The organism is Polaromonas sp. Polasp52 (assembly GCF_059491565.1).
The window spans coordinates 765,195-786,042 of record NZ_CP168513.1 but is presented as its reverse complement, the minus strand read 5'-3'; the positions used below and the strand labels follow the sequence as shown (position 1 = coordinate 786,042).

22 protein-coding genes are annotated in these 20,848 nt (G+C 63.4%); 18 read left to right on the top strand and 4 right to left on the bottom strand.

All coding sequences use genetic code 11. The features are described from left to right. The first annotated feature begins 59 nt into the window (after positions 1-59). The 18 genes from fabD to nagZ all read left to right on the top strand — a co-directional run bounded on the left by fabD (position 60) and on the right by nagZ (position 16,709). Complete coding sequence (gene fabD / locus ACEN9P_RS03860) at positions 60-1,010, top strand: ACP S-malonyltransferase (RefSeq protein ID WP_495621130.1); 951 nt, start codon at positions 60-62, stop codon at positions 1,008-1,010. Continuing rightward, the gene (fabG, locus tag ACEN9P_RS03855; RefSeq protein WP_007873884.1) at positions 1,007-1,753 is read left to right on the top strand and encodes a 3-oxoacyl-ACP reductase FabG; all 747 of its coding nucleotides are present in this window, start codon (positions 1,007-1,009) and stop codon (positions 1,751-1,753) included. The genes fabD and fabG overlap by 4 nt, the downstream gene beginning before the upstream one ends. Positions 1,754-1,912: 159 nt before the next feature. Further along, positions 1,913-2,152, top strand: a complete 240-nt coding sequence (acpP, locus tag ACEN9P_RS03850) for an acyl carrier protein (protein ID WP_007873885.1) — start codon at positions 1,913-1,915, stop codon at positions 2,150-2,152. Between the two features lie 84 nt (positions 2,153-2,236). Then, positions 2,237-3,481 carry a beta-ketoacyl-ACP synthase II gene (gene fabF / locus ACEN9P_RS03845; protein ID WP_477664065.1) on the top strand — a complete coding sequence of 415 codons (1,245 nt, stop codon included), beginning with the start codon at positions 2,237-2,239 and terminating at the stop codon, positions 3,479-3,481. A gap of 23 nt (positions 3,482-3,504) precedes the next feature. Further along, on the top strand, positions 3,505-3,999 hold the full coding sequence (locus ACEN9P_RS03840) for a hypothetical protein (protein ID WP_495621129.1): 495 nt from the start codon (positions 3,505-3,507) through the stop codon (positions 3,997-3,999). Then, entirely contained in the window at positions 3,996-4,640 is a 645-nt protein-coding gene (gene rpoE / locus ACEN9P_RS03835) for an RNA polymerase sigma factor RpoE (RefSeq protein ID WP_074577668.1), read from the top strand. The genes ACEN9P_RS03840 and rpoE overlap by 4 nt, the downstream gene beginning before the upstream one ends. A gap of 24 nt (positions 4,641-4,664) precedes the next feature. Next, positions 4,665-5,318: a sigma-E factor negative regulatory protein gene (locus tag ACEN9P_RS03830; protein WP_495621128.1), complete on the top strand. Its 654-nt coding sequence runs from the start codon at positions 4,665-4,667 to the stop codon at positions 5,316-5,318. Positions 5,319-5,354: 36 nt separating this feature from the next. Beyond that, positions 5,355-6,368 carry a MucB/RseB C-terminal domain-containing protein gene (locus ACEN9P_RS03825; RefSeq protein WP_495621127.1) on the top strand — a complete coding sequence of 338 codons (1,014 nt, stop codon included), beginning with the start codon at positions 5,355-5,357 and terminating at the stop codon, positions 6,366-6,368. 66 nt (positions 6,369-6,434) lie between these two features. Further along, positions 6,435-7,892, top strand: a complete 1,458-nt coding sequence (locus ACEN9P_RS03820; RefSeq protein ID WP_495621126.1) for a DegQ family serine endoprotease — start codon at positions 6,435-6,437, stop codon at positions 7,890-7,892. A gap of 608 nt (positions 7,893-8,500) precedes the next feature. Further along, positions 8,501-10,312: a translation elongation factor 4 gene (lepA, locus tag ACEN9P_RS03815; RefSeq protein WP_074577666.1), complete on the top strand. Its 1,812-nt coding sequence runs from the start codon at positions 8,501-8,503 to the stop codon at positions 10,310-10,312. 11 nt (positions 10,313-10,323) lie between these two features. Further along, positions 10,324-11,298, top strand: coding sequence for a signal peptidase I (lepB, locus tag ACEN9P_RS03810; RefSeq protein ID WP_477664060.1), 975 nt, complete (start codon positions 10,324-10,326; stop codon positions 11,296-11,298). Positions 11,299-11,365: 67 nt separating this feature from the next. After that, the gene (locus ACEN9P_RS03805; protein WP_495621125.1) at positions 11,366-11,707 is read left to right on the top strand and encodes a DUF4845 domain-containing protein; all 342 of its coding nucleotides are present in this window, start codon (positions 11,366-11,368) and stop codon (positions 11,705-11,707) included. After that, positions 11,708-12,409, top strand: a complete 702-nt coding sequence (rnc, locus tag ACEN9P_RS03800; protein WP_007873895.1) for a ribonuclease III — start codon at positions 11,708-11,710, stop codon at positions 12,407-12,409. Positions 12,410-12,457: 48 nt separating this feature from the next. Next, entirely contained in the window at positions 12,458-13,501 is a 1,044-nt protein-coding gene (era, locus tag ACEN9P_RS03795) for a GTPase Era (protein ID WP_495621124.1), read from the top strand. Positions 13,502-13,653: 152 nt separating this feature from the next. Then, positions 13,654-14,403: a DNA repair protein RecO gene (gene recO / locus ACEN9P_RS03790; protein WP_477664057.1), complete on the top strand. Its 750-nt coding sequence runs from the start codon at positions 13,654-13,656 to the stop codon at positions 14,401-14,403. A 12-nt stretch (positions 14,404-14,415) separates the two neighbouring features. After that, positions 14,416-15,222 carry a pyridoxine 5'-phosphate synthase gene (locus tag ACEN9P_RS03785; RefSeq protein WP_495621123.1) on the top strand — a complete coding sequence of 269 codons (807 nt, stop codon included), beginning with the start codon at positions 14,416-14,418 and terminating at the stop codon, positions 15,220-15,222. Next, complete coding sequence (gene acpS, locus ACEN9P_RS03780; protein ID WP_074577664.1) at positions 15,219-15,614, top strand: holo-ACP synthase; 396 nt, start codon at positions 15,219-15,221, stop codon at positions 15,612-15,614. Before ACEN9P_RS03785 ends, acpS begins: the two co-directional genes overlap by 4 nt. Positions 15,615-15,650: 36 nt before the next feature. Further along, positions 15,651-16,709, top strand: a complete 1,059-nt coding sequence (gene nagZ / locus ACEN9P_RS03775; protein WP_074577663.1) for a beta-N-acetylhexosaminidase — start codon at positions 15,651-15,653, stop codon at positions 16,707-16,709. 15 nt (positions 16,710-16,724) lie between these two features. Here nagZ and ACEN9P_RS03770 read toward each other — a convergent pair whose 3' ends face one another. The 4 genes from ACEN9P_RS03770 to accD form a co-directional block, all read right to left on the bottom strand. After that, the gene (locus tag ACEN9P_RS03770; RefSeq protein WP_495621122.1) at positions 16,725-17,246 is read right to left on the bottom strand and encodes a YgjP-like metallopeptidase domain-containing protein; all 522 of its coding nucleotides are present in this window, start codon (positions 17,244-17,246) and stop codon (positions 16,725-16,727) included. 130 nt (positions 17,247-17,376) lie between these two features. Next, entirely contained in the window at positions 17,377-18,924 is a 1,548-nt protein-coding gene (gene lysS / locus ACEN9P_RS03765; RefSeq protein ID WP_495621121.1) for a lysine--tRNA ligase, read from the bottom strand. A gap of 151 nt (positions 18,925-19,075) precedes the next feature. Beyond that, a complete protein-coding gene (locus ACEN9P_RS03760; RefSeq protein ID WP_477664836.1) occupies positions 19,076-19,738 on the bottom strand; it encodes an LON peptidase substrate-binding domain-containing protein in 663 nt (220 codons plus the stop codon). A gap of 132 nt (positions 19,739-19,870) precedes the next feature. Next, positions 19,871-20,743: an acetyl-CoA carboxylase, carboxyltransferase subunit beta gene (gene accD / locus ACEN9P_RS03755; protein WP_007866591.1), complete on the bottom strand. Its 873-nt coding sequence runs from the start codon at positions 20,741-20,743 to the stop codon at positions 19,871-19,873. Positions 20,744-20,848: the final 105 nt, after the last annotated feature.

The window sequence follows — 20,848 nt, the reverse complement described above, 5'->3', positions numbered from 1 at the left end:
CTTAAAATGCATGCGGGCGCCTTTGGGCGATCCAAGAATTCGATCCATGGAGTAATCATTTGAAATCGTTTGCCATTGTTTTTCCCGGCCAGGGCTCGCAGTCGGTCGGCATGCTGGACGCCTGGGGCGACCATCCCGTGGTTGCACAGGCGCTGGCCGAGGCCTCGGAGGCGCTCGGCAAGGATGTCGGCCGCCTGATCAAGGAAGGCCCCAAGGAGGCGCTGGCCCTGACCACCAACACCCAGCCTGTGATGCTGGTCGCCGGCGTGGCGGCCTACCGCGCCTGGATGGCCGAGACCGGGGCGGCGCCGGCTGCCGTGGCGGGCCATTCGCTGGGCGAATATTCCGCGCTGGTGGCGTCCGGCGTGCTGACGCTTGCGCAGGCCGCGCCGCTGGTGCGCTTTCGCGCGCAGGCCATGCAGGATGCGGTGCCGGTCGGCGTCGGCGCGATGGCGGCCATCCTGGGCATGGAAGCCTCCAAGGTGATTGAAGGCTGCGCCGAGGCCGCGCGCAGCTTCGGCGGCAACAGCGCCGAAGTGGTGGAGGCCGTCAATTTCAACGACCCGATGCAGACAGTCATCGCGGGCAGCAAGGCTGCCGTCGAGAAAGCCTGCGAAGTGCTCAAGGCCAACGGCGCCAAGCGCGCCTTGCCGCTGCCGGTATCGGCACCCTTTCACTCCAGCCTCATGAAGCCCGCGGCCGAGAAGCTGCGCGAAAAGTTGGCCGCCATCGATTTCGCGGCACCGATAATCCCGGTCGTCAACAACATCGATGTGGCCGTGGAGACAGACGCGGACCGCATTCGCGCGGCGCTGTACCGCCAGGCTTTCGGTCCCGTGCGCTGGGTGGAGTGCGTGCAGGCCATCAAGGCGCGCGGCCTCACGACGCTCATCGAGTGCGGGCCGGGCAAGGTGCTGGCCGGCATGGCCAAAAGAATCGATCCCGAATTGACGGGCATCCCCCTGTTTGATCCCGCCTCGCTGGCGGAAGTGAAGGAGTTACTGGCATGAGCGAAGTGAAGTTTGAAGGCCAGGTTGCGCTGGTCACCGGCGCATCGCGCGGCATAGGCGCGGCCATTGCACTCGAGCTGGCCCAGAAGGGCCTCAAGGTCATAGGCACGGCGACCAGCGACGAGGGCGCGGCCAAAATCGGCCAGGCCCTCGCGGCTTTCCCGGGCTGCGCCGGCAAGAACCTGAACGTGAACGATGCCGCCGCAGCCGAAGCGCTGATCGAGGCCATCGTCAAGGAGCACGGCGGCCTGCAGGTGCTGGTTAACAACGCGGGTATCACGCGCGACATGCTGGCGATGCGCCTGAAAGACGAAGACTGGGACGCGGTGCTGGACACCAACCTCAAGGCCGTGTTCCGCATGAGCCGCGCGGTGATGCGCACCATGATGAAGCAGCGCTACGGCCGCATCATCAGCATCACCTCGGTGGTCGGCGCCTCGGGCAACGCGGGCCAGTCCAATTACGCGGCCGCCAAGGCCGGCGTGGCCGGCATGACGCGCGCGCTGGCGCGCGAGCTCGGTTCGCGCAATATCACGGTCAATTGCGTGGCGCCCGGCTTTATCGAGACCGACATGACGGCCGGTTTGCCCGAAGAGCAGCAAAAAGCGCTGCTGGGGCAGATACCGCTGGGCCACCTGGGCAAGCCGCAAGACATTGCGCACGCCGTGGCCTTTGTGGCCAGCCCGCAGGCGGCTTACATCACCGGCCAGGAGATTCACGTCAACGGCGGCATGTATATGTAGGCCGTGGGGCCGTCAGGCAGCGGTTTCATGAAAACCGCGGCTTGACAGTGGTAAAACACGGGAAATCGAAGCCGGTTTTTATCCGTCCGGCGCGGTGCTTAGGGAAACGACTCTAACGCGGTAAAATCACGGATTAATTTACAACCCTCAGAGGGAACTATGAGCGATATCGAAGCACGTGTTAAGAAAATCATTGCCGAACAACTCGGCGTGGAAGAAGGCCAGGTCACCAATGAAAAAGCCTTTGTGGCCGATCTGGGCGCTGACTCCCTTGACACCGTAGAACTGGTTATGGCTCTGGAAGACGAGTTCGGCATTGAGATTCCCGACGAAGACGCCGAGAAGATCACCACCGTCCAGAACGCGATTGACTACGCGAACACCCATCAAAAGGCCTGAGGCCGCAGGTTTGCGCCTGTGACTCTGCCGTCACCAAGCCTGAAAAGCCACAGGGCCTTTTCAGGTTCTTTTCAGGATTTCTGAATGAGCCGTCGTCGTGTCGTCGTGACAGGTCTGGGTTGCGTCAGCCCGGTAGGTAATACCGTGGCCGAGTCCTGGGCCAATCTTCTTGCCGGCAAGCCCGGGATTGATCTTGTCACCGGGTTTGATGCCAGCAACCTCGCCTGCAAATTCGCCGGCGAGGTCAAGGGTTTCAACATCGCGGACTACATCCCCGAAAAAGAAGCCCGGCACATGGACCGGTTCATCCACCTGGGCTTGGCCGCGGCCTTCCAGGCGGTTGCCGACAGCGGCTTGCCGACCGGCGAGGCGCTGGGTGGTGAGATGGCCACGCGCATCGGCTGCAACATCGGCTCGGGCATAGGCGGTTTGCCGATGATCGAGCAGATGCACACCGAGCTGGTCAATCGCGGCCCGCGCCGGATCTCCCCGTTTTTTGTGCCTGCCTCGATCATCAACATGATCTCGGGGCATGTGTCCATCAAGTTCGGCTTCAAAGGCCCCAACATCGCGGTCGTCACGGCCTGCACCACCGGCCTTCATGCCATAGGCCTCTCGGCCCGCATGATCGAGTACGGTGATTGCGACGTGATGGTGGCCGGCGGCGCGGAGTCCTGCGTGTCTCCCCTGGGCATAGGCGGCTTCGCGGCGGCCCGTGCCTTGTCCACCCGCAACGACGACCCGAAAACGGCCTCGCGCCCCTGGGACAAGGACCGCGACGGTTTTGTGCTGGGCGAGGGCGGCGGTGTGCTGGTGCTCGAAGAGTACGAGCACGCCAAGGCCCGCGGCGCGAAAATTTATGCCGAGCTGACCGGCTTCGGCATGAGCGCCGACGCGTTCCACATGACCGCACCAGACATCGACGGCCCGCGCCGCTCCATGGTGATGGCCCTGCAGAACGCCGGTGTCAATGCCGACGAGGTCCAGTACCTCAATGCGCACGGCACGTCCACGCCGCTGGGCGACCTCAACGAGACCAATGCCATCAAGGCGGCTTTCGGCGACCATGCCAAAAAGCTGATGGTCAGCTCCACCAAATCCATGACCGGCCACCTGCTGGGCGGGGCCGGCGGCATCGAATCGGTGTTTACCGTGCTCTCGCTGCACCACCAGAAGATTCCGCCGACCATCAATATCTTCAACCAGGACCCCGAGTGCGACCTCGATTACTGCGCCAATACCGCGCGTGACGCCAGGATCGAAGTTGCCGTGAAAAACAACTTCGGCTTCGGCGGCACCAACGGCACGCTGGTTTTCAAGCGCGCCTGATTTCTACCCGCGCTCCGCAGCCCTTGGCCACGCACAACGCCCCTCCGGTTGTTTATCCGTTGGGGCGTTCGCCTTTTCTGGGCGCGCTCTTGCTGGGCCTGTGGCTTTGCGGCTTGTTGCTGACCCTGCTGTGGTTGTTCCAGGGCACCGGGCGGCTCGACTGGCGTATCGCGCTGGCGCTTGTCTGTGTTGCCGCAGCCGGAGCGGCGGCCTATGTCGGCTGGCGAAACGCCCCGGCAGGCCAGCTCGCCTGGGACGGCGAAGTCTGGCGCTGGGAGAGCCCGGGCTACCAGGCCGGGGTTGCCGAATACGGCCTGTCGGTCCTGGCCGATTTCCAGAATATCCTGCTGCTTCGGCTTGAAAACCAGGCCCATGCCTGTTTATGGCTCTGGATGGAGCGGCGCAGCATGCCCGATCGCTGGCTGGACCTGCGCAGGGCGGTTTATTCGCCGCACAAAGCAGCTGTGGCAGTATCGGGGGCTATGCACTCCCTAGACGGTGGGCCAAACCCTTTATGAGCGCCGACCTGCCACTTTTGCCGCTGGAAAAAGCCACCGACAGCGATGCCATGCTGGTCGAGCGCACGGTCGCGGGCGACCAGAAAGCCTATGAGCTCCTGGTCATCAAGTACCAGCGGCGCATCCAGCGCCTGATAGGCCGCATGGTCCGCGACGTGGACCTGGTGGAGGACATCGCCCAGGAGACGTTTATCCGGGCCTACCGGGCCCTGGCGCAGTTCAGGGGCGAGGCCCAGTTTTACACCTGGCTGTACCGGATCGCCGTGAATACCGCGAAAAAGGCCCTGATGGACCTCAAACGGGACCCGACCGTCTCAGAAAATGCCTTCAAATCGGGCCAAAGCGAGGAAAGCGATGAAACTTCCCCGCTGGAAAACGAACTAACAAGCTCGGAAACGCCGGATGCCGTGCTGGCCAGCAAGGAAATCGCGGAAATCATCAATGCCGCCATGGAAGCCTTGCCGGAGGAGCTCCGACAGGCCATCACCCTGCGTGAAATCGAAGGGTTGAGCTATGAGGAGATCTCGGAGGCCATGGATTGCCCCATAGGCACGGTGCGCTCCCGGATTTTCAGGGCGCGTGAAGCGATTTCGCAGAAGGTAAAGCCTTTGCTGGAGAACCAGAGCGGCAAGCGCTGGTAAGGCCGCGGCACCCAGGAGCCATCCATGAACCCCACGAACACCAAGAACATCATGAAACCGTCTATGCAAACCAGCGAACTCATGTCCGCCCTGGCCGATGGCCAGCTGGACGGGGAAGACTTTGCGGCCGCGCTTCACGCCAGCCGGCACGATGATTCGGCGGTGGCGTGCTGGGATACCTACCACCTGATCGGCGATGCGCTGCGTTCCGCCCATGGCGCGCGCGGCGCGGACCCGGCATTCCTGAGCCGCCTGAACCAGCGCCTGGCACAGGAGGCCTCGCCGGCCGCCGTCCCTCGCTCCGTCCAGCCGGCCGTCCAGGATTTGCCCGCGGCCCTGCCTGATCACGATCACCGCGGCCAGGCTGCCAACGACGGCGAGTTCCGCTGGAAGCTGGTGGCGGGCTTTGCCTCGCTCGCGGCGGTGTCCGCCATTGCATGGAATGCCGCTGGCCTGCTGACGCCCACCGCCGCACCGCAGCTAGCCCAGGCGCCCACTCCTTCCACTTCTGCCCAGCAGGTGGTGGTCGCCTCGCCGCAAGGCCCGGTGGTGCGCGATGCGCGGCTTGAGGAACTGCTGGCCGCGCACAAACAGCTGGGCGGCACCTCGGCGCTGCAGGAGCCGTCGGGCTTTCTGCGCAATGCCACCTTTGAGACGCCTCGCAATGCAGCGCGCTAAGCGCAGGCTGCACCGCGACCGGGCTTTGGCGACACCATGAACCTCAAGCTACTCCGTCTTCTCGCGCTGGCAGGGTGCACCTTGCCCGCCGTGGGCTATGTGGCGGCGCAGGCCACGCCTGCCCCCGCGGCATCGGCCGTGGAATCCCGCAGCATCAACGACTGGCTGATGCGCATGCATGAGGCCTCCCGAAAACGCTCCTACATCGGCACCTTTGTGGTCTCCTCAGGCGGCGCCATGTCCAGCGCCAAGATCTGGCATGTCTGCGAGGGCGACCAGCAGATGGAGCGGGTCGAAACGCTCACGGGCGCGCCGCGCTCCATCTTCCGCCACAACGACCAGGTGGTCACTTTCATGCCCGACCACAAGGTGGTCCGCAGTGAAAAGCGCGAGTCGCTGGGCATGTTCCCGCAACTGCTGCAGTCGGCCGACGGCCGTATCGCCGATTACTACAAGGTCAAGCAGGAGGGCGCCGAGCGCGTGGCCGGCGTCGAAGCCGACATCGTGCTGCTGGTGCCCAAGGACAGCATGCGCTTTGGCTACCGCGTCTGGACCGAGCAGAAAAAAGGCTTGGTCGTGAAGCTGCAGACGCTGGACACCGACGGCAAGGTGCTGGAGCAGGCGGCGTTTTCCGAGCTGCAGCTCGATGCCCCGGTCAAGATGGACAAGCTGCTGCAGATGATGGGCAAGGTCGACGGCTACCGGGTCGAAAAACCGGTCCTGGTGAAAACCACCGCCAGCGCCGAAGGCTGGGTCCTGAAGGCGCCGGTGGCCGGCTTCAAGCCCATGAGCTGCTACAAGCGGCCGGCGACGGCCAACCCGGCGCCCGGCGAAGAACCCCTGCAATGGATTTTTTCGGACGGCTTGGCCTCGGTGTCGATCTTTGTGGAGCCCTTCGACCGGCAACGCCACGACAGGGAGTCCAGCCTGTCGATGGGCGCCACGCAGACCATCACGCGGCAGCTTGATGCCTATTGGGTCACCGTCATGGGCGAGGTTCCCATGGCCACCCTCAAGCTCTTTGCCAACGGCCTGGAGCGCAAGAAATAATATGCTCCTGGCGTTCCGGCGATGGACCGGATTGCCTGACGACCCCTATTTTTGACGAGGCTGACGATGCTTGAATTGAACTGGAAACCCCTGCGCTCCTGCCTGACCGCCGGTCTGGTGGCGGCCGCCGCAGTCGCCACGCTGGTGCCGGTGGCGCCCGCATGGGCGCAAACCCGCACCTTGCCCGATTTCACGGATCTGGTGGAGCAAGTGGGCCCGTCGGTGGTCAATATCCGCACCCTGGAAAAAGCCAAACCCTCGGCCGGCGGAAGCGCCGACGAGCAGATGCTGGAGTTCTTCAAGCGCTTCGGCATCCCGGTCCCGCCCAATATGCCGCGCGTGCCGCGGCCCGACCGCGGGCAGCCCGACGAAGACCAGCCGCGCGGCGTGGGCTCCGGTTTCATCCTGACGGCAGACGGCTTTGTCATGACCAACGCCCACGTGGTGGAGGGCGCCGATGAGGTTCTCGTCACCCTGGCGGACAAGCGCGAGTTCAAGGCCAAGATCATCGGCGCCGACAAGCGCAGCGACGTGGCCGTGGTGAAGATCGAGGCAACCGGCCTGCCGGCCGTCAAGATCGGCGACATCAACCGCCTCAAGGTGGGCGAATGGGTGATGGCCATAGGTTCGCCCTTCGGCCTTGAGAACACCGTGACGGCGGGCATCGTGAGCGCCAAGCAGCGCGACACCGGCGACTACCTGCCTTTCATCCAGACCGACGTGGCCATCAACCCGGGCAACTCGGGCGGCCCGCTGATCAATATGCGCGGCGAAGTGGTTGGCATCAACAGCCAGATCTACTCGCGCTCGGGCGGCTTCCAGGGCATCTCCTTTGCCATTCCCATCGACGAGGCCGCGCGCGTGTCCGACCAACTGCGCAGCAACGGCAGGGTCACGCGCGGCCGCATCGGCGTGCAGATCGACCAGGTCACCAAGGACGTGGCCGAATCCATAGGCCTGGGCAAGGCGCAGGGTGCCTTGGTGCGCGGCGTTGAAAGCGGCGCGCCCGCCGAAAAAGCCGGTATCGAGGCCGGCGACATCATCATCAAGTTCGACGGCAAGCCCATTGAAAAATCCAGCGACCTGCCGCGCATGGTCGGCAACGTGAAACCCGGCACCAAGGCCGTGGTGACCGTCTTCAGGCGCGGCGCGAGCAAGGACCTCTCGGTCACCATCGGCGAGGTCGAGCCCGAAAAACCGGCGCGCAAGGCTTCGGGTCCCGAACCCAAGGCGCCGGCCGTGGGCGCGGCCCAGGCGCTGGGCCTGGCGGTCAGCGAAGTGAGCGACGCGCAGAAGAAGGAACTCAAGATCAAGGGCGGCGTCAAGGTGGATACGGCCGAAGCCGCGGCTTCGCGCGCCGGGCTTCGTGAAGGCGACGTGATTGTGGCGATCGCCAACTCGGAAGTCACCAGCGTCAAGGAGTTCGAAGCGGCCCTTGCCAAGATCGACAAGACCAAGGCCATCAACGTGCTGTTCCGCCGCGGCGAATGGGCGCAGTACGCGCTGATCCGGCCCGCGCGCTAAACCGGCATCGCAGGGCGGGCCCAGGCTGGATCGCCGGGCCTGTTCTCTTGAGGCCCTCCCCGCGCCCCGGCGCCGGGAGCCGCCAACGGGCCTGGAAGGCCCCCATACCCTGCTGGGGTTTATGGGTTTTGCCGGCATCCAGGCCTTTTTAAGCCCCCTCAAAAATATATTTTTCAGCGGCCCGGTACTTGCTTTTTGTTAGTGACTGCTCACAACAAAATCGGGTCACGGACGGATTTCGGTAGAATAGGGGCTTGCCTCTGTGTCTTTTGGATATATCGGGGACCCCAAAATCCCGCTTTCCAACTTGATTTTGGGTAATACACACTGATCCACAGATCACCCACAAGTTGTTCAGAGACATGCAGTTTAAAAATGTGAATAAGTTGTGTATAAGATTCCTGTTGCTAGCCTGCAACGACAAAAATATGGCAATTTCGGGACTGTTCGGCTCTGGCTTTTTGCCTACAATGAAGTTCCAACTATCGCAGTTGCCATAGATTGTTGGTTCAGGGCGCGTCGCTAATCGACGCGCCCTTTTTTATGGCCCCTCGCGAATCGCACCCAATCTCTTCGCAATACTTTCAAGTACTTAGGCGTTCTCGTTGATGAATCACATCAGAAATTTTTCGATCATTGCGCACATTGATCACGGCAAATCCACCTTGGCCGATCGACTCATCCAGCGCTGCGGTGGTTTGCAGGACCGCGAGATGAGCGCGCAGGTTCTGGATTCGATGGACATCGAAAAAGAGCGTGGGATAACCATCAAGGCGCAGACCGCTGCGCTCAAATACAAGGCACTCAACGGCGAGGTTTACAACCTCAATCTGATCGACACGCCGGGCCACGTCGACTTCTCTTATGAGGTCAGCCGCTCGCTGTCCGCATGCGAGGGCGCGCTGCTGGTGGTGGACGCGAGCCAGGGCGTGGAGGCACAGACCGTCGCCAACTGCTACACCGCGCTGGACCTCGGCGTCGAGGTCGTGCCGGTGCTCAACAAGATGGACTTGCCGCAGGCCGACCCCGAGAACGCCAAGCAGGAAATCGAGGAGGTCATCGGCATCGACGCGACCGACGCGATTCCCTGCAGCGCCAAGACCGGCATGGGCATCGATGAAATCCTGGAGGCCATCGTCGCCCGGATCCCCTCGCCCAAGGGCAACCCGGACGGCCCGCTGCGCGCCATGATCATCGACAGCTGGTACGACGCCTATGTGGGCGTGGTCATGCTGGTGCGGGTGGTCGACGGCCGGCTCGCCAGGGGCGACCGCATCAAGCTGATGGCCAGCGAGGCGATGTACAACGCCGAGCAGCTGGGCGTCTTCACCCCGCATACCGAGCCGCGCCAGTCGCTGGAGCCCGGCGAAGTGGGTTTTGTGATCGCCGGCATCAAGGAGCTGCAAGCCGCCCGCGTGGGCGACACCGTCACGCTGGTCAAGCCCGGCACTGGCGGCGCGGCCTTCACCGCCACCGAGGCGCTGCCCGGCTTCAAGGAAATCCAGCCGGCCGTTTTTGCCGGCCTTTACCCTTCCGAGGCCAGCGAGTACGAGTCCCTGCGGGATGCGCTGGAAAAGCTCAAGCTCAACGACGCCTCGCTGCACTATGAGCCCGAGGTCAGCGAAGCCCTGGGTTTCGGCTTTCGCTGCGGCTTCCTGGGCCTGCTGCACATGGAAATCGTCCAGGAGCGGCTGGAGCGGGAGTTCGACCAGGACCTGATCACGACGGCGCCCAGCGTCGTTTATGAGGTGCTCAAGTCCGACGGCGAGACCATCATGGTCGAGAACCCGTCCAAAATCCCGGACGCCGGGCGCGTCAACGAGATCCGCGAGCCCATCGTGACCGTGCACTTGTATATGCCGCAGGACTACGTGGGCGCCGTCATGACGCTGGCCAACCAGAAGCGCGGCATCCAGCTGAACATGGCCTACCACGGCAAGCAGGTCATGCTGACCTATGAGATGCCGCTGGGCGAGATCGTGCTGGACTTCTTCGACAAGCTCAAGTCCGTCTCGCGCGGCTATGCGTCCATGGACTACGAGTTCAAGGAATTCCGGGCTTCGGACGTGGTGAAGGTCGACATCCTGCTCAACGGCGAGAAGGTGGACGCGCTGTCCATCATCGTCCACCGCAGCCAGTCGGCCTACCGCGGGCGGGCGGTGGTCGCCAAGATGCGCGAGATCATCTCGCGCCAGCAATTCGACGTCGCGATCCAGGCTGCTATCGGGGCCAACATTATTGCGCGTGAGACAATCAAGGCGCTTCGCAAAAACGTGATCGCCAAATGCTACGGCGGCGATATTTCACGCAAGCGCAAGCTCCTAGAGAAACAAAAAGCGGGTAAAAAACGCATGAAACAAATCGGTTCCGTTGAAGTACCCCAGGAAGCTTTCCTGGCCATTTTGCAGGTGGAAGACTGATGCGCGGCGCAATGAGCACGATCACGGCCGCGGTGCTGGCGGCCTTTGTGGGTTACGGCGCCGCCTGGTACTTCGGCGCCGTTGAAGGCAACTTCTCCCTGCTGCTGTTCCTGGCATCGCTGGTCACCGGCATCTACTGGCTGGCCGAACGCTTTTATTTCCTGCCGCAGCGCTACAAGGCCGCCGCGGCGCTCGAGGAAAGCGCCGCCAGGCGCCAGGCCGAGCTGGCCCAAAAGGGCATCACCCAGGTCGACAACAACAACCTCGGTGAAGCCCGCGCCCGGCTCATCATGCAGCCCTGGTGGCTGGATTGGACCGCCGGCCTGTTCCCGGTGATCGTGGTGGTTTTCCTGCTGCGCTCCTTCCTGTTCGAGCCTTTCAAGATCCCCTCCGGCTCGATGATCCCGACCCTGCTGATCAACGACCTGATCCTGGTCAACAAATTCCACTACGGCGTGCGCCTGCCCGTGCTGAACATCAAGGTCATCAACAACCAGAGCCCGCAGCGCGGCGACGTGATGGTGTTCCGCTACCCGCCCAAACCCAGCCTGGACTACATCAAGCGCGTGGTCGGCGTGCCCGGCGACGAGGTGGCCTACATCAACAAAAAGCTGACCATCAACGGCAAACCCCTGCCCAAGACGCCGCTGCCGGACTTCTTCGACGAGGACGTGCTGCGCTACGCCAAGCAGTTCGAAGAGGTCAACGGCGGCAAGAAATACCGCCTGCTCAATGACGACACACGGCGCGCCGGGCTGGATGAGCGTGAGGTCATGGACTTTCCTTTCAAGCAAAATTGCCGTTACAGTAGCGAGGGCATGGTCTGCAAGGTGCCAGAGGGGCAGTACTTCATGATGGGCGACAACCGCGATAATTCGCAGGATTCGCGCTATTGGGGCTTTGTCCCGGAGGCCAATATCGTGGGCAAGGCCTTTTTTGTCTGGATGAATTTCGGCAACCTCAAGCGTATCGGCTCTTTTGAATAGCAATATGTGCGGCAGCGCCGTCCGGGGCGGCGGGCCGGAGGGTTTTCTAGTCAGAGCAGGAGAAAAAATGAAACATCAGCAACGCGGCCTTTCCTTCATCGGCCTTCTGTTTTTCTGCGTCATCCTGGTCTGCGCGGGGATTCTGGCCGCCCAGGTTTTCCCGACGCTGGTGGAGCTTCAGGCCATCACCAAAGCCGCCAACAAGGCCAAGGAAGGCAGCACCGTGGTGGAAGTCCGGACCATCTTCGACAAGGCGGCCCAGATTGACGACATCAAATCGATTACCGGCAAGGACCTGGAAGTGACCAAGGACGGCGATAAAACGGTGGTGTCCTTCGCCTACAACAAGGAAATCCACATGGCCGGCCCTGCCTTCTTGCTGCTCAAGTACAGCGGCAAATCCAAATAAGTGCGAGCCAGCGCCACCTCGAGCCCGGGCCTGCCGGCGCTGCAAAAGCGCCTGGAGCATGAGTTCTCCAACCCCAAGCTGCTGCTGCAGGCACTGACGCACCGCAGTTTTTCGTCCGACCACAACGAGCGCATCGAGTTTCTGGGCGACTCCGTCCTGAACCTGGCGGTGGCCGGCCTGCTCTATGAACAACTGAGCGAGCTGCCCGAAGGCGACCTGTCCCGCGTGCGCGCCAACCTGGTCAAGCAGGACACCCTGCATAAGCTGGCGGTCGGGCTGGGCCTGCCCGAGATGGTGCGCCTGGGCGAGGGCGAGGCCAAGTCCGGCGGCCACAAGCGGCCCTCCATTCTTGCCGACGCGCTGGAGGCCGTGATAGGCGCGGTCTACCTCGACGCGGGCTTTGACACCGCCGCCCGGCTGGTGCACCGCCTCTTCAAGGATGTCGAGATCAACCCTCAGATGCAGGCCATCGGCAAGGATCCCAAGACCGAATTGCAGGAGTGGCTGCAAGGGCGCAAAATGAACCTGCCCATCTACCGCGTGGTGGGCACCATGGGTGCCGCCCACAAGCAGACATTCGACGTCGAGTGTGAAATCGCAGAGTTCGGGCGGGCCGAGCGCGGCATAGGTGGTTCGCGCCGGGCCGGCGAGCAGGCTGCCGCTGCGGCCATGCTGATGTTTGTCAAGACGCTGGAATCCTGACTCCGCGCCTGCCGCCGCCCAGAGGCTGCGGGCCAACACACCAAAATTATGAGTACAGGTAAAAAAGAAGCCAAGAAACCCGCGGCCATACCGGCAGCCGCGCCGAAAAAGCGCCCCGCCAAGGCCCTGGAACCCGTCCAGCCGCCCGATGCGCTCGAAGCCATGCTGGCGCAGGCCCTGTCCTCGCGCGGCGCGGCCGTGCCGGCCGCCGGCGAGCAGCGCTGCGGCCTGATCGCCATTGTGGGCAAGCCCAATGTGGGCAAATCCACCCTGCTCAATGCCCTGGTGGGGCAAAAAATCAGCATCACCTCGCGCAAGGCCCAGACCACACGCCACCGCATCACCGGCATGCGCACGGTCAAGGCGACGCAGTATGTGTTCGTCGACACGCCGGGTTTCCAGACCCGGCACGGCAACGCGCTGAACCGCTCGCTGAACCGCACCGTGGTCGGCGCCGTCAATGATGTGGACCTGATCGTGTTCGTCGTCGAAGCCGGCCAGTTCAACCAGGCCGATGCCAAGGTGCTGGCCCTGCTGCCCGAAAAGACGCCCGCGATCCTGCTGGCCAACAAATTCGACCTGATACACCGGCGCGCCGAGATCGCACCCTGGCTCAGGGAGATGCAGGAGCGGCACAATTTCGCCGAGTTCGTGCCCATGTCGGCCAACAACGCCAGGGACATCGAGCGCCTGTTCGGCATCTGCGAAAAATACCTGCCGGTCCAGCCCTGGATGTACGGCGCCGACGAACTGACCGACCGCAGCGACCGTTTCATGGCCGCCGAGATCATCCGCGAAAAGCTGTTCCGCTTGACCGGCGACGAGCTGCCCTACACCTCCACCGTGGTTATCGACCAGTACGAGGAAGAGGGCACCCTGCGCAAGATCGCCGCCACCATCATTGTCGAGCGCGACGGCCACAAGGGCATGATCATTGGCGAGAAGGGCGAAAAGCTCAAACGCATAGGCACCGAAGCCCGGCATGAGCTCGAGACCCTCACGGGCGGCAAGGTGTTCCTGGAGATCTGGGTCAAGGTCCGCTCGGGCTGGGCCGATGATGAAGCGAGAGTTAAAACCTTTGGCTACGAGTAATGTGGCCCCCACGGTCGCTCACTTCGTGTAGCTTCCTGCCCCCCGAGGGGGCCGCTGCGCCTGCGGCCCGGCAAAGCCGGTTCCGCGGCCCCGGCTTGAAAGGGGAGGCCGCAAAGTGCTCGCAGCTCATTTCCTGTACGACCTCCTGAACCATGGCCACCAAACGCATCGGCGATGAACCCGCTTATGTCCTGCACCGCTACGACTGGAGCGAGTCCAGCCTGATCCTGGAGGTGTTCACCCGCAAGTATGGGCGGGTGGCGCTGGTGGCGCGGGGGGCCAAGAAGCCGAGTTCCAGTTTCCGGCCGATTTTGCTGCCGCTGCAGCCGCTGCATATTGCCTTCGGCGGCGACGCCGAAATCCGCACCCTCAAGAGTGCCGAATGGCAGGGCGGGCACGTCATGCCGACCGGCGATGCCTTGCTGTCGGGCTATTACCTCAATGAACTCCTGATGCGCCTGATGGCCCGCGACGACCCGCACCCCGTGCTGTTTGACGCCTACGCAGCCACGGTGCAGTTGCTCGCCGCGCAGAGCGCCGAGACCCTGCAGCTGGCCTTGCGCGCCTTCGAGCTGCGGCTGCTGCGCGATATCGGCCTTTTGCCGTTGCTGGACGCCGAAACCGCCACGCTGGCGCCGCTGGACCCGGACACCCGCTATGTGCTGGTGCCCGAGGCGGGACTGCGGCAGGCGCATGACGACGACCGCGTCAGCCTGCCCGGCGCGCAGTGGCAGGCGCTGCAGCAGGCGCTGGGCGAAGAGTCCCTGTTTTCCGACACCGTGCGGGCCTGTATTCCCGGCTTCAATGAGCTTAAAACCCAGCTGCGCGGCCTGCTGCACTACCATTGTGGCGTCAAGGTCCTGAAAACCCGGCAAATGATGATGGACCTGCAAGCTTTTTAACGAGCCACCGCCATGAAAATCCTTTCGCCTGTTCCCGTCGTTTCCCATGCCCACGACAAGACCGCGTTGTCGGTCAATGTCAACAAGGTTGCCTTGCTGCGCAATTCCCGGCACCTGGACATTCCCAGCGTGCTCCGCGCCGCCGAACTGTGCCTGGAGGCCGGCGCCCAGGGCATCACGGTGCATCCGCGGCCGGACGAGCGCCACATCCGTCCCGACGACGTCTTTGAGCTCGCGGCGCTGATGAAGGACTGGCCCGACCGTGAATTCAACATCGAAGGCAATCCTTTCCAGAACCTCATGGGTTTTGTGCACGACCTGGCCGCCCGCGGCCTGCCGCTGCACCAGTGCACCTTTGTGCCCGACAGCGAAGACCAGTTCACCAGCGATCACGGCTGGAGCTTTCCTGAGGACGCCGAGCGCCTGCGCCCTTTGATCCAGCAGGCGCACGACCGCCGCGTGCGCGTCAGCCTCTTCATGGACCCGGTCCCCGAAGCCATGGCGGCCGCCAAAGCCGTGGGTGCCGACCGCGTGGAGTTTTATACGGAAACCTATGCCCGCGCCTGGCCCACCCCCGAAAAAGCGCAGGTGCTGGCCCGCTTTACTGCGGCGGCGCAGGCTGCGGCGGCCGCCGGCCTGGGCATCAATGCCGGCCACGACCTGAACCGCGACAATCTCACGGAGTTTGTGCGCGAAGTGCCGGGCGTGCTGGAGGTGTCCATAGGCCACGCCCTGATCGCCGACGCGCTGGAGCTGGGCTACGCCGCCACTGTCAGGAGCTATCTGGCCAGCATAGACCGGGCGTTTGCAGCCGCATGATTTACGGTATCGGCACGGATATTTGCGATGTGCGCCGCATTCGCGCCAGCCTTGACAAGCATGGCGAGCGCTTTGCCAGGAGAATCCTGGCCGACGGCGAACTGGCCACCTGGAAGGCCCGCAGCGCGCGCTGGCCGGACCGCGGCGTCAGCTACCTGGCTACCCGCTTTTCCGCCAAGGAGGCCTTCAGCAAGGCGATAGGCATGGGCATGCGCATGCCCATGACCTGGCGCTCCTGCGAAATCGCCAAGGCCGCCAGCGGCAAGCCCGAAATCGTGCTGCACGGCACGCTCAAGGCCTGGTTCGAGGCGCGCCAGCTCACCGCCCATGTCACCGTGACCGACGAGACCGACTACGCCGCCAGTTTCTGCGTGGTGGAAAAGCTCTCCTGACCCCTCAACGGAAGCCCCCAACTCCGGATTTTTCTTATGACCCAGCACGCTCCCCTCATCATCGACATCGCCGGCCATGCGCTCACCAAGGCCGACCGCCGGCGCCTGAAACACCCGCTGACCGGCGGCATCATCCTGTTCGCCCGTAACTGGAAGGATCGCCGGCAACTGTCCGACCTGTGCGCCGAGATCAAGGACATCCGCGAGGATTTGCTGATTTGCGTGGACCACGAAGGCGGCCGTGTGCAGCGCTTCAAGACCGATGGCTTTACCCACCTGCCGCCCATGCGCGAGCTGGGCCTGCTGTGGATGAAAGACCAGCTGGCCGCCACCAATGCGGCCACCGCCTGCGGCTATGTGCTGGGCGCCGAGTTGCGCGCTTGCGGCGTCGACTTCAGCTTCACGCCGGTGCTGGACCTCGATTACGGTGAAAGCGGTGTGATCGGCGACCGCGCTTTCGGCCGCGATCCGCGCGTCGTCACCCTGCTGGCCAAGAGCCTGATGCACGGCCTGCTGCAGGCCGGCGTCGCCAACTGCGGAAAGCACTTCCCCGGCCACGGTTTTGTCAAGGCCGATTCCCACACCGACATCCCCGTCGACAAGCGCAGCCTCAAAGCCATACTGGCCGACGATGCCGCGCCTTACGGCTGGCTCAACACCACGCTCAGCAGCGTGATGCCCGCCCATGTGATTTATCCCAAGGTCGATGCCAGGCCGGCTGGTTTCTCCAGCCAGTGGCTCAACTTCATCCTGCGCAGCCAGCTGGGCTTCGGCGGCGCGATTTTCAGCGACGACCTCAGCATGGCCGGTGCCCGCCTGATCGACGGCAAGGAAGTGAGCTACACCGAGGCAGCCGTCACGGCGCTCAACGCCGGCTGCGACATGGTGCTGCTGTGCAACCAGTCCGTGGGCGAGGGCCAGCCCGTCGACGAACTGCTGGACGGCATGTCCGAGGCGCTGCTCAAGGGCCAGTGGGAAGCCATGGAAGCCAGTGAATTGCGCCGCCTGGCCTTGTTGCCGCAGGGCAGGGCGTTTGGCTGGGATGAGTTGATGGTGCAGCCGGCGTATATGCACGCACTGGGGTTGATTCCCTGACGCTGCGGCCGGGCCTCAGGCCGCCTGGCTTCCCGGCCAGGCCAGCTTCCCCACCGCGTCCACATGTGTGAGGTAGACGCGCAAATCAAACTCATACTGGTGGTACTGCGGTTCCATATGGGTGCACAGCTGGTAGAAAGCCTTGTCATGGGCTTTTTCCTTGATGTGGGCCAGCTCATGCACCGTGATCATGCGCAGGAACTCTGCCGGCACCTCCTTGAACAAGGCGGCGACGCGGATCTCTCGTTTGGCCTTGAGTTTGCTGCCTTGTACACGTGAGACGGTGGTGTGCGTGCCCAGTGCATGCGCGATCACGTGGAGTTTGCTGTCAAACGCGACTTTGGACAGCGGCTCGGAGCTGCGCAGGAAATCGTTTTTGAGATCCATCACGTAGTCGTACAGCGCCTTGTCGGTCCGCACGCCGTGGCCCTGGGGGTATTTGGCGAGCAGCACTTCGCCCAGCCGCCCTCTGTCCAGCAATTGCTGAACCTGGACCCGCAGGTTTTCGGGATAAGCGGCGAGGTATTTCAATGACATAGGCTCACCCCCGTCCAGGCTCACTGCGTGTAGCCTGTTCCCCCCTCAAGGGGGCGGCGCCTGCGGTCTGGCTAAGCCAGTCCCGCGGCCCCTGCTGGCGTGGCATCGTGTATGACAGCTGGAACTGAGGTTAAGCCTCGCGGCGGAGAGCGGGGAAGAGGATGACATCCCGAATGCTGGGGCTGTCCGTCAGCAGCATCATCAGGCGGTCAATGCCCACGCCGCAACCGCCGGTGGGGGGCATGCCGTATTCGAGGGCGCGCACGAAGTCGTGGTCGTAGAACATGGCTTCGTCGTCGCCGCTGTCCTTGGCCGCGACTTGCGCGTTGAAGCGGGCGGCCTGTTCTTCGGCGTCGTTGAGCTCGCTGAAGCCGTTGCCGAATTCGCGGCCGGTGATGTAGAGCTCAAAGCGCTCGGTGACTTCGGGCCGGCTGTCGTTGGCGCGCGCCAGCGGCGAGATTTCCGTCGGGTGCTCCATGATGAAGGTAGGCTGCCAGAGCTTTTCCTCGACCAGCTCCTCGAAATACAGCACCTGCAGGCCGGCGAGCGATCGCGTCGAGAGGCGGTCTTTTTCCTCGTTCATGCCCAGTTTTTTGAGGGCATTGGTGAGCCAGGCGGCGTCGTCGACATGGTCGCCCGCTTCGGTGTGCTTGAGGATGGCTTCGCGGATTGTCAGGCGGGCAAAGGGTCTGGCGAGGTCGACTTTTTCTTCCTTGCCGCCGTAGCTCAGCTGCAGCGTGCCCACGGCCTTTTGCGCAGCGTCGCGGATCAGCGCCTCGGTGAAGTCCATCAGGTCGTTGTAGTCCCAGTAGGCCGCATAGAACTCCATCATGGTGAATTCGGGGTTGTGCCGCACCGAGATGCCTTCGTTGCGGTAGCTGCGGTTGATTTCGAAGACGCGGTCAAAACCACCGACGATCAGGCGCTTGAGGTAAAGCTCGGGCGCGATGCGCAGGAACATCTCCTGGTCCAGCGCATTGTGGTGCGTTTTGAAGGGTTTGGCATTGGCACCGCCCGGGATGGGATGCAGCATGGGCGTCTCGACCTCGAGAAAATCGTGCTTGACCATGAATTCGCGGATCGAGCTGACGGCCTTGCTGCGCGCGGTGAAGCGCTTGCGTGCCTGTTCGTCGGTGATCAGGTCTACATAGCGCTGGCGGTATTTCTGTTCCTGGTCGGCCATGCCGTAAAAATCGCCGGGCAGGGGGCGCAGGCTTTTGGTCAGCAGGCGCACGCTGGTGGCATGGATGGACAGCTCGCCGGTTTTGGTCTTGAAGACCTTGCCTTCGGCCGCCACGATATCGCCCAGGTCCCAGTGCTTGAAGGCGGCATACAGTTCTTCGCCGATCTCGTCGCGCGTGAGGAAAATCTGGATGCGCCCGGTGCTGTCTTGCAGGGTGGCAAAACTCGCCTTGCCCATCACGCGCTTGAGCATCATGCGGCCGGCGACCTTGGCGGGAATGGCTTCGGCGGCCAGCGCCTCGCCGTCCTTGCCGCCGTGCGCGGCGTGCAGCTTGCCCGCATGGTCGGTCGGCTTGAAGTCGTTCGGGAAGGCCACGCCTTTGCCGTCCGCCTGGTCTTTGCGCAAGGCCTTGAGCTTTTCGCGGCGCTCGACGATCAGCTTGTTCTCGTCTTGTGGCGCGGGGGTGGCGGTGGGCGTGTTCGGCTGGTTGGACATAAGGTCAAGGTTTCCGGAAAGAGGTCGAAAGGTGCCGGGCGCCCGGCCCACGCGAGGTGGGCCCGAAAAGCGCCGAATTGTCGATTTTAAGTTTTTACAGGGGCGTTTTGGCCCGGCCGCCTGAAAAGGCTTTGGGATCGTCCACAGGACCCTAGAGCGCGATGCCGGTGCGCTCCAGGATGTCGCTGACCAGTTCCAGCCGCATCAGGGGGTTGTCCAGCTGCATGAGGCGCTGCTTGAGCTCCAGGGGGATGGGCAGCAGTTCGCACCAGCGGTTGGAAACCCAGCCGCAGTCGTCCAGCCGGTAGGGCGACTGCAGCGGCATCTGGGCCTGCGGTATGTCGCGCACCTGCAGGCTTTTGATCAGCCTGCCCAGCGCGTCGGCCGCGGCTTGCAGGTCGGGTGGAATGGCGACAGGCTGGTCGTCTTCCAGCCGGGTGACGTCGGCGATCCACAAGCCGTGCTTGAGTTTTTCGCGTCGGGAGATTTCAAAGCGCTGCGCGCCGGTGCAGCGTATGGCCATCAGGCCCGGCTGGGGAATGGAGAACTCGGTGATGGTGGCCAGGGTGCCCACGCTGCTGAAGGTCTCCTGCGCAAAGCCGTCGCCGGTCGGGGCGCCGGCATCGGCGGGGCGGCGAACCTCGGATCCTTCGATGAGCGACACCACGCCGAAGGGCGCGCCGGCCTTGTGGCACTTGCCAATCATGTCGAGGTAGCGGACCTCAAAAATGCGCAGCGGCAGGACACCGCCGGGGTACAGCACCGCACCCAGCGGAAACAGGGGAAGGGAGCTCAGGGTCAAGGCTTCTGACATGGTCTCATCGTGCTCTGGGGTGCCGTGAACCACATCATCCCATGTGACCCGCGCTGCGAACTTTTCGTGCGGCTAATACGCCTTGCTTGAGGGGCTTTTCGGGGGGAGGGGGAGGCAGGGCTTGCCGGTCTCTCAGCTGACGGCATCCGCAGGCTGGCGCAGCAGCATGGCCAGCGAGTTGGCCACGGTCTTGCGCAGTTCCCTGCGGTCGCAAATGAAGTCGATCGCGCCCTTGGTCTGCAGGAACTCGGCGCGCTGGAAACCTTCCGGCAGCGTCACGCGCACGGTCGATTCAATCACGCGCGGGCCGGCAAAACCGATCAGGGCCTTGGGTTCGGCAATGACCACGTCGCCGACAAACGCGAAGCCGGCGCTCACCCCGCCCATGGTCGGGTCGGTCAGCACGCTGATGTAAGGCAGGCCTTTTTTGGCCAGGCGCGTCAGGGCGGCATTGGTTTTGGCCATTTGCATGAGGCTGAGCAGGCCTTCCTGCATGCGCGCGCCGCCGGTGGCGGTAAAGCAGATGAAGGGGACTTTTTGCTCGATGGCCGCGTGCACGCCGCGCACAAAGCGCTCGCCGACCACGCTGCCCATGCTGCCGCCCATGAAGTCGAACTCAAAGCAGGCCACCACCACGCCTATGCTGTGCACCGCGCCGCCCATGACGACGAGCGCATCGGTTTCCTGGGTGTTTTCCAGGGCTTCTTTCAGGCGTTCGGGGTATTTGCGGCTGTCCTTGAATTTCAGGGCGTCGACCGGCAGAACTTCCTGGCCCAGCTCGTAACGGCCTTCCGGATCCAGGAAGGCGTCCAGCCGGGCACGGGCGCCTATGCGGTGGTGGTGGCTGCACTGCGGGCAGACATTCTGGTTTTTTTCCAGGTCGGTTTTGTAAAGCACCGCCTCGCAGCTCGGGCACTTGATCCACAGGCCCTCGGGCACCTGGCGGCGTTCCGTCGGGTCGGTGGGGCTGATTTTGGGGGGAAGAAGTTTTTCTAGCCAAGACATGAAGTCAGTCCTTGTAGTGTCGGGCGGCGCCTGGGGCTTGCCGGGCGAAAAGCGCAATTATGCGCCGGTTTGCCCGGTGTCCGGCCCCAGGCCGGCCCGCTTGAA

Excerpts from the sequence above, each read along its gene's own strand:
- recO (WP_477664057.1), top strand. The coding sequence starts at position 13,654 with ATGGCCACCAAACGCATCGGCGATGAACCCGCTTATGTCCTGCACCGC.
- fabF (WP_477664065.1), top strand. The coding sequence starts at position 2,237 with ATGAGCCGTCGTCGTGTCGTCGTGACAGGTCTGGGTTGCGTCAGCCCG.
- ACEN9P_RS03825 (WP_495621127.1), top strand. The coding sequence starts at position 5,355 with ATGAACCTCAAGCTACTCCGTCTTCTCGCGCTGGCAGGGTGCACCTTG.
- ACEN9P_RS03805 (WP_495621125.1), top strand. The coding sequence starts at position 11,366 with ATGAAACATCAGCAACGCGGCCTTTCCTTCATCGGCCTTCTGTTTTTC.
- ACEN9P_RS03770 (WP_495621122.1), bottom strand. The coding sequence starts at position 17,246 with ATGTCATTGAAATACCTCGCCGCTTATCCCGAAAACCTGCGGGTCCAG.
- accD (WP_007866591.1), bottom strand. The coding sequence starts at position 20,743 with ATGTCTTGGCTAGAAAAACTTCTTCCCCCCAAAATCAGCCCCACCGAC.
- fabG (WP_007873884.1), top strand. The coding sequence starts at position 1,007 with ATGAGCGAAGTGAAGTTTGAAGGCCAGGTTGCGCTGGTCACCGGCGCA.
- acpP (WP_007873885.1), top strand. The coding sequence starts at position 1,913 with ATGAGCGATATCGAAGCACGTGTTAAGAAAATCATTGCCGAACAACTC.
- acpS (WP_074577664.1), top strand. The coding sequence starts at position 15,219 with ATGATTTACGGTATCGGCACGGATATTTGCGATGTGCGCCGCATTCGC.
- rpoE (WP_074577668.1), top strand. The coding sequence starts at position 3,996 with ATGAGCGCCGACCTGCCACTTTTGCCGCTGGAAAAAGCCACCGACAGC.
- era (WP_495621124.1), top strand. The coding sequence starts at position 12,458 with ATGAGTACAGGTAAAAAAGAAGCCAAGAAACCCGCGGCCATACCGGCA.
- ACEN9P_RS03785 (WP_495621123.1), top strand. The coding sequence starts at position 14,416 with ATGAAAATCCTTTCGCCTGTTCCCGTCGTTTCCCATGCCCACGACAAG.
- nagZ (WP_074577663.1), top strand. The coding sequence starts at position 15,651 with ATGACCCAGCACGCTCCCCTCATCATCGACATCGCCGGCCATGCGCTC.
- ACEN9P_RS03760 (WP_477664836.1), bottom strand. The coding sequence starts at position 19,738 with ATGTCAGAAGCCTTGACCCTGAGCTCCCTTCCCCTGTTTCCGCTGGGT.
- lysS (WP_495621121.1), bottom strand. The coding sequence starts at position 18,924 with ATGTCCAACCAGCCGAACACGCCCACCGCCACCCCCGCGCCACAAGAC.
- lepB (WP_477664060.1), top strand. The coding sequence starts at position 10,324 with ATGAGCACGATCACGGCCGCGGTGCTGGCGGCCTTTGTGGGTTACGGC.
- ACEN9P_RS03820 (WP_495621126.1), top strand. The coding sequence starts at position 6,435 with ATGCTTGAATTGAACTGGAAACCCCTGCGCTCCTGCCTGACCGCCGGT.
- lepA (WP_074577666.1), top strand. The coding sequence starts at position 8,501 with ATGAATCACATCAGAAATTTTTCGATCATTGCGCACATTGATCACGGC.
- ACEN9P_RS03830 (WP_495621128.1), top strand. The coding sequence starts at position 4,665 with ATGAACCCCACGAACACCAAGAACATCATGAAACCGTCTATGCAAACC.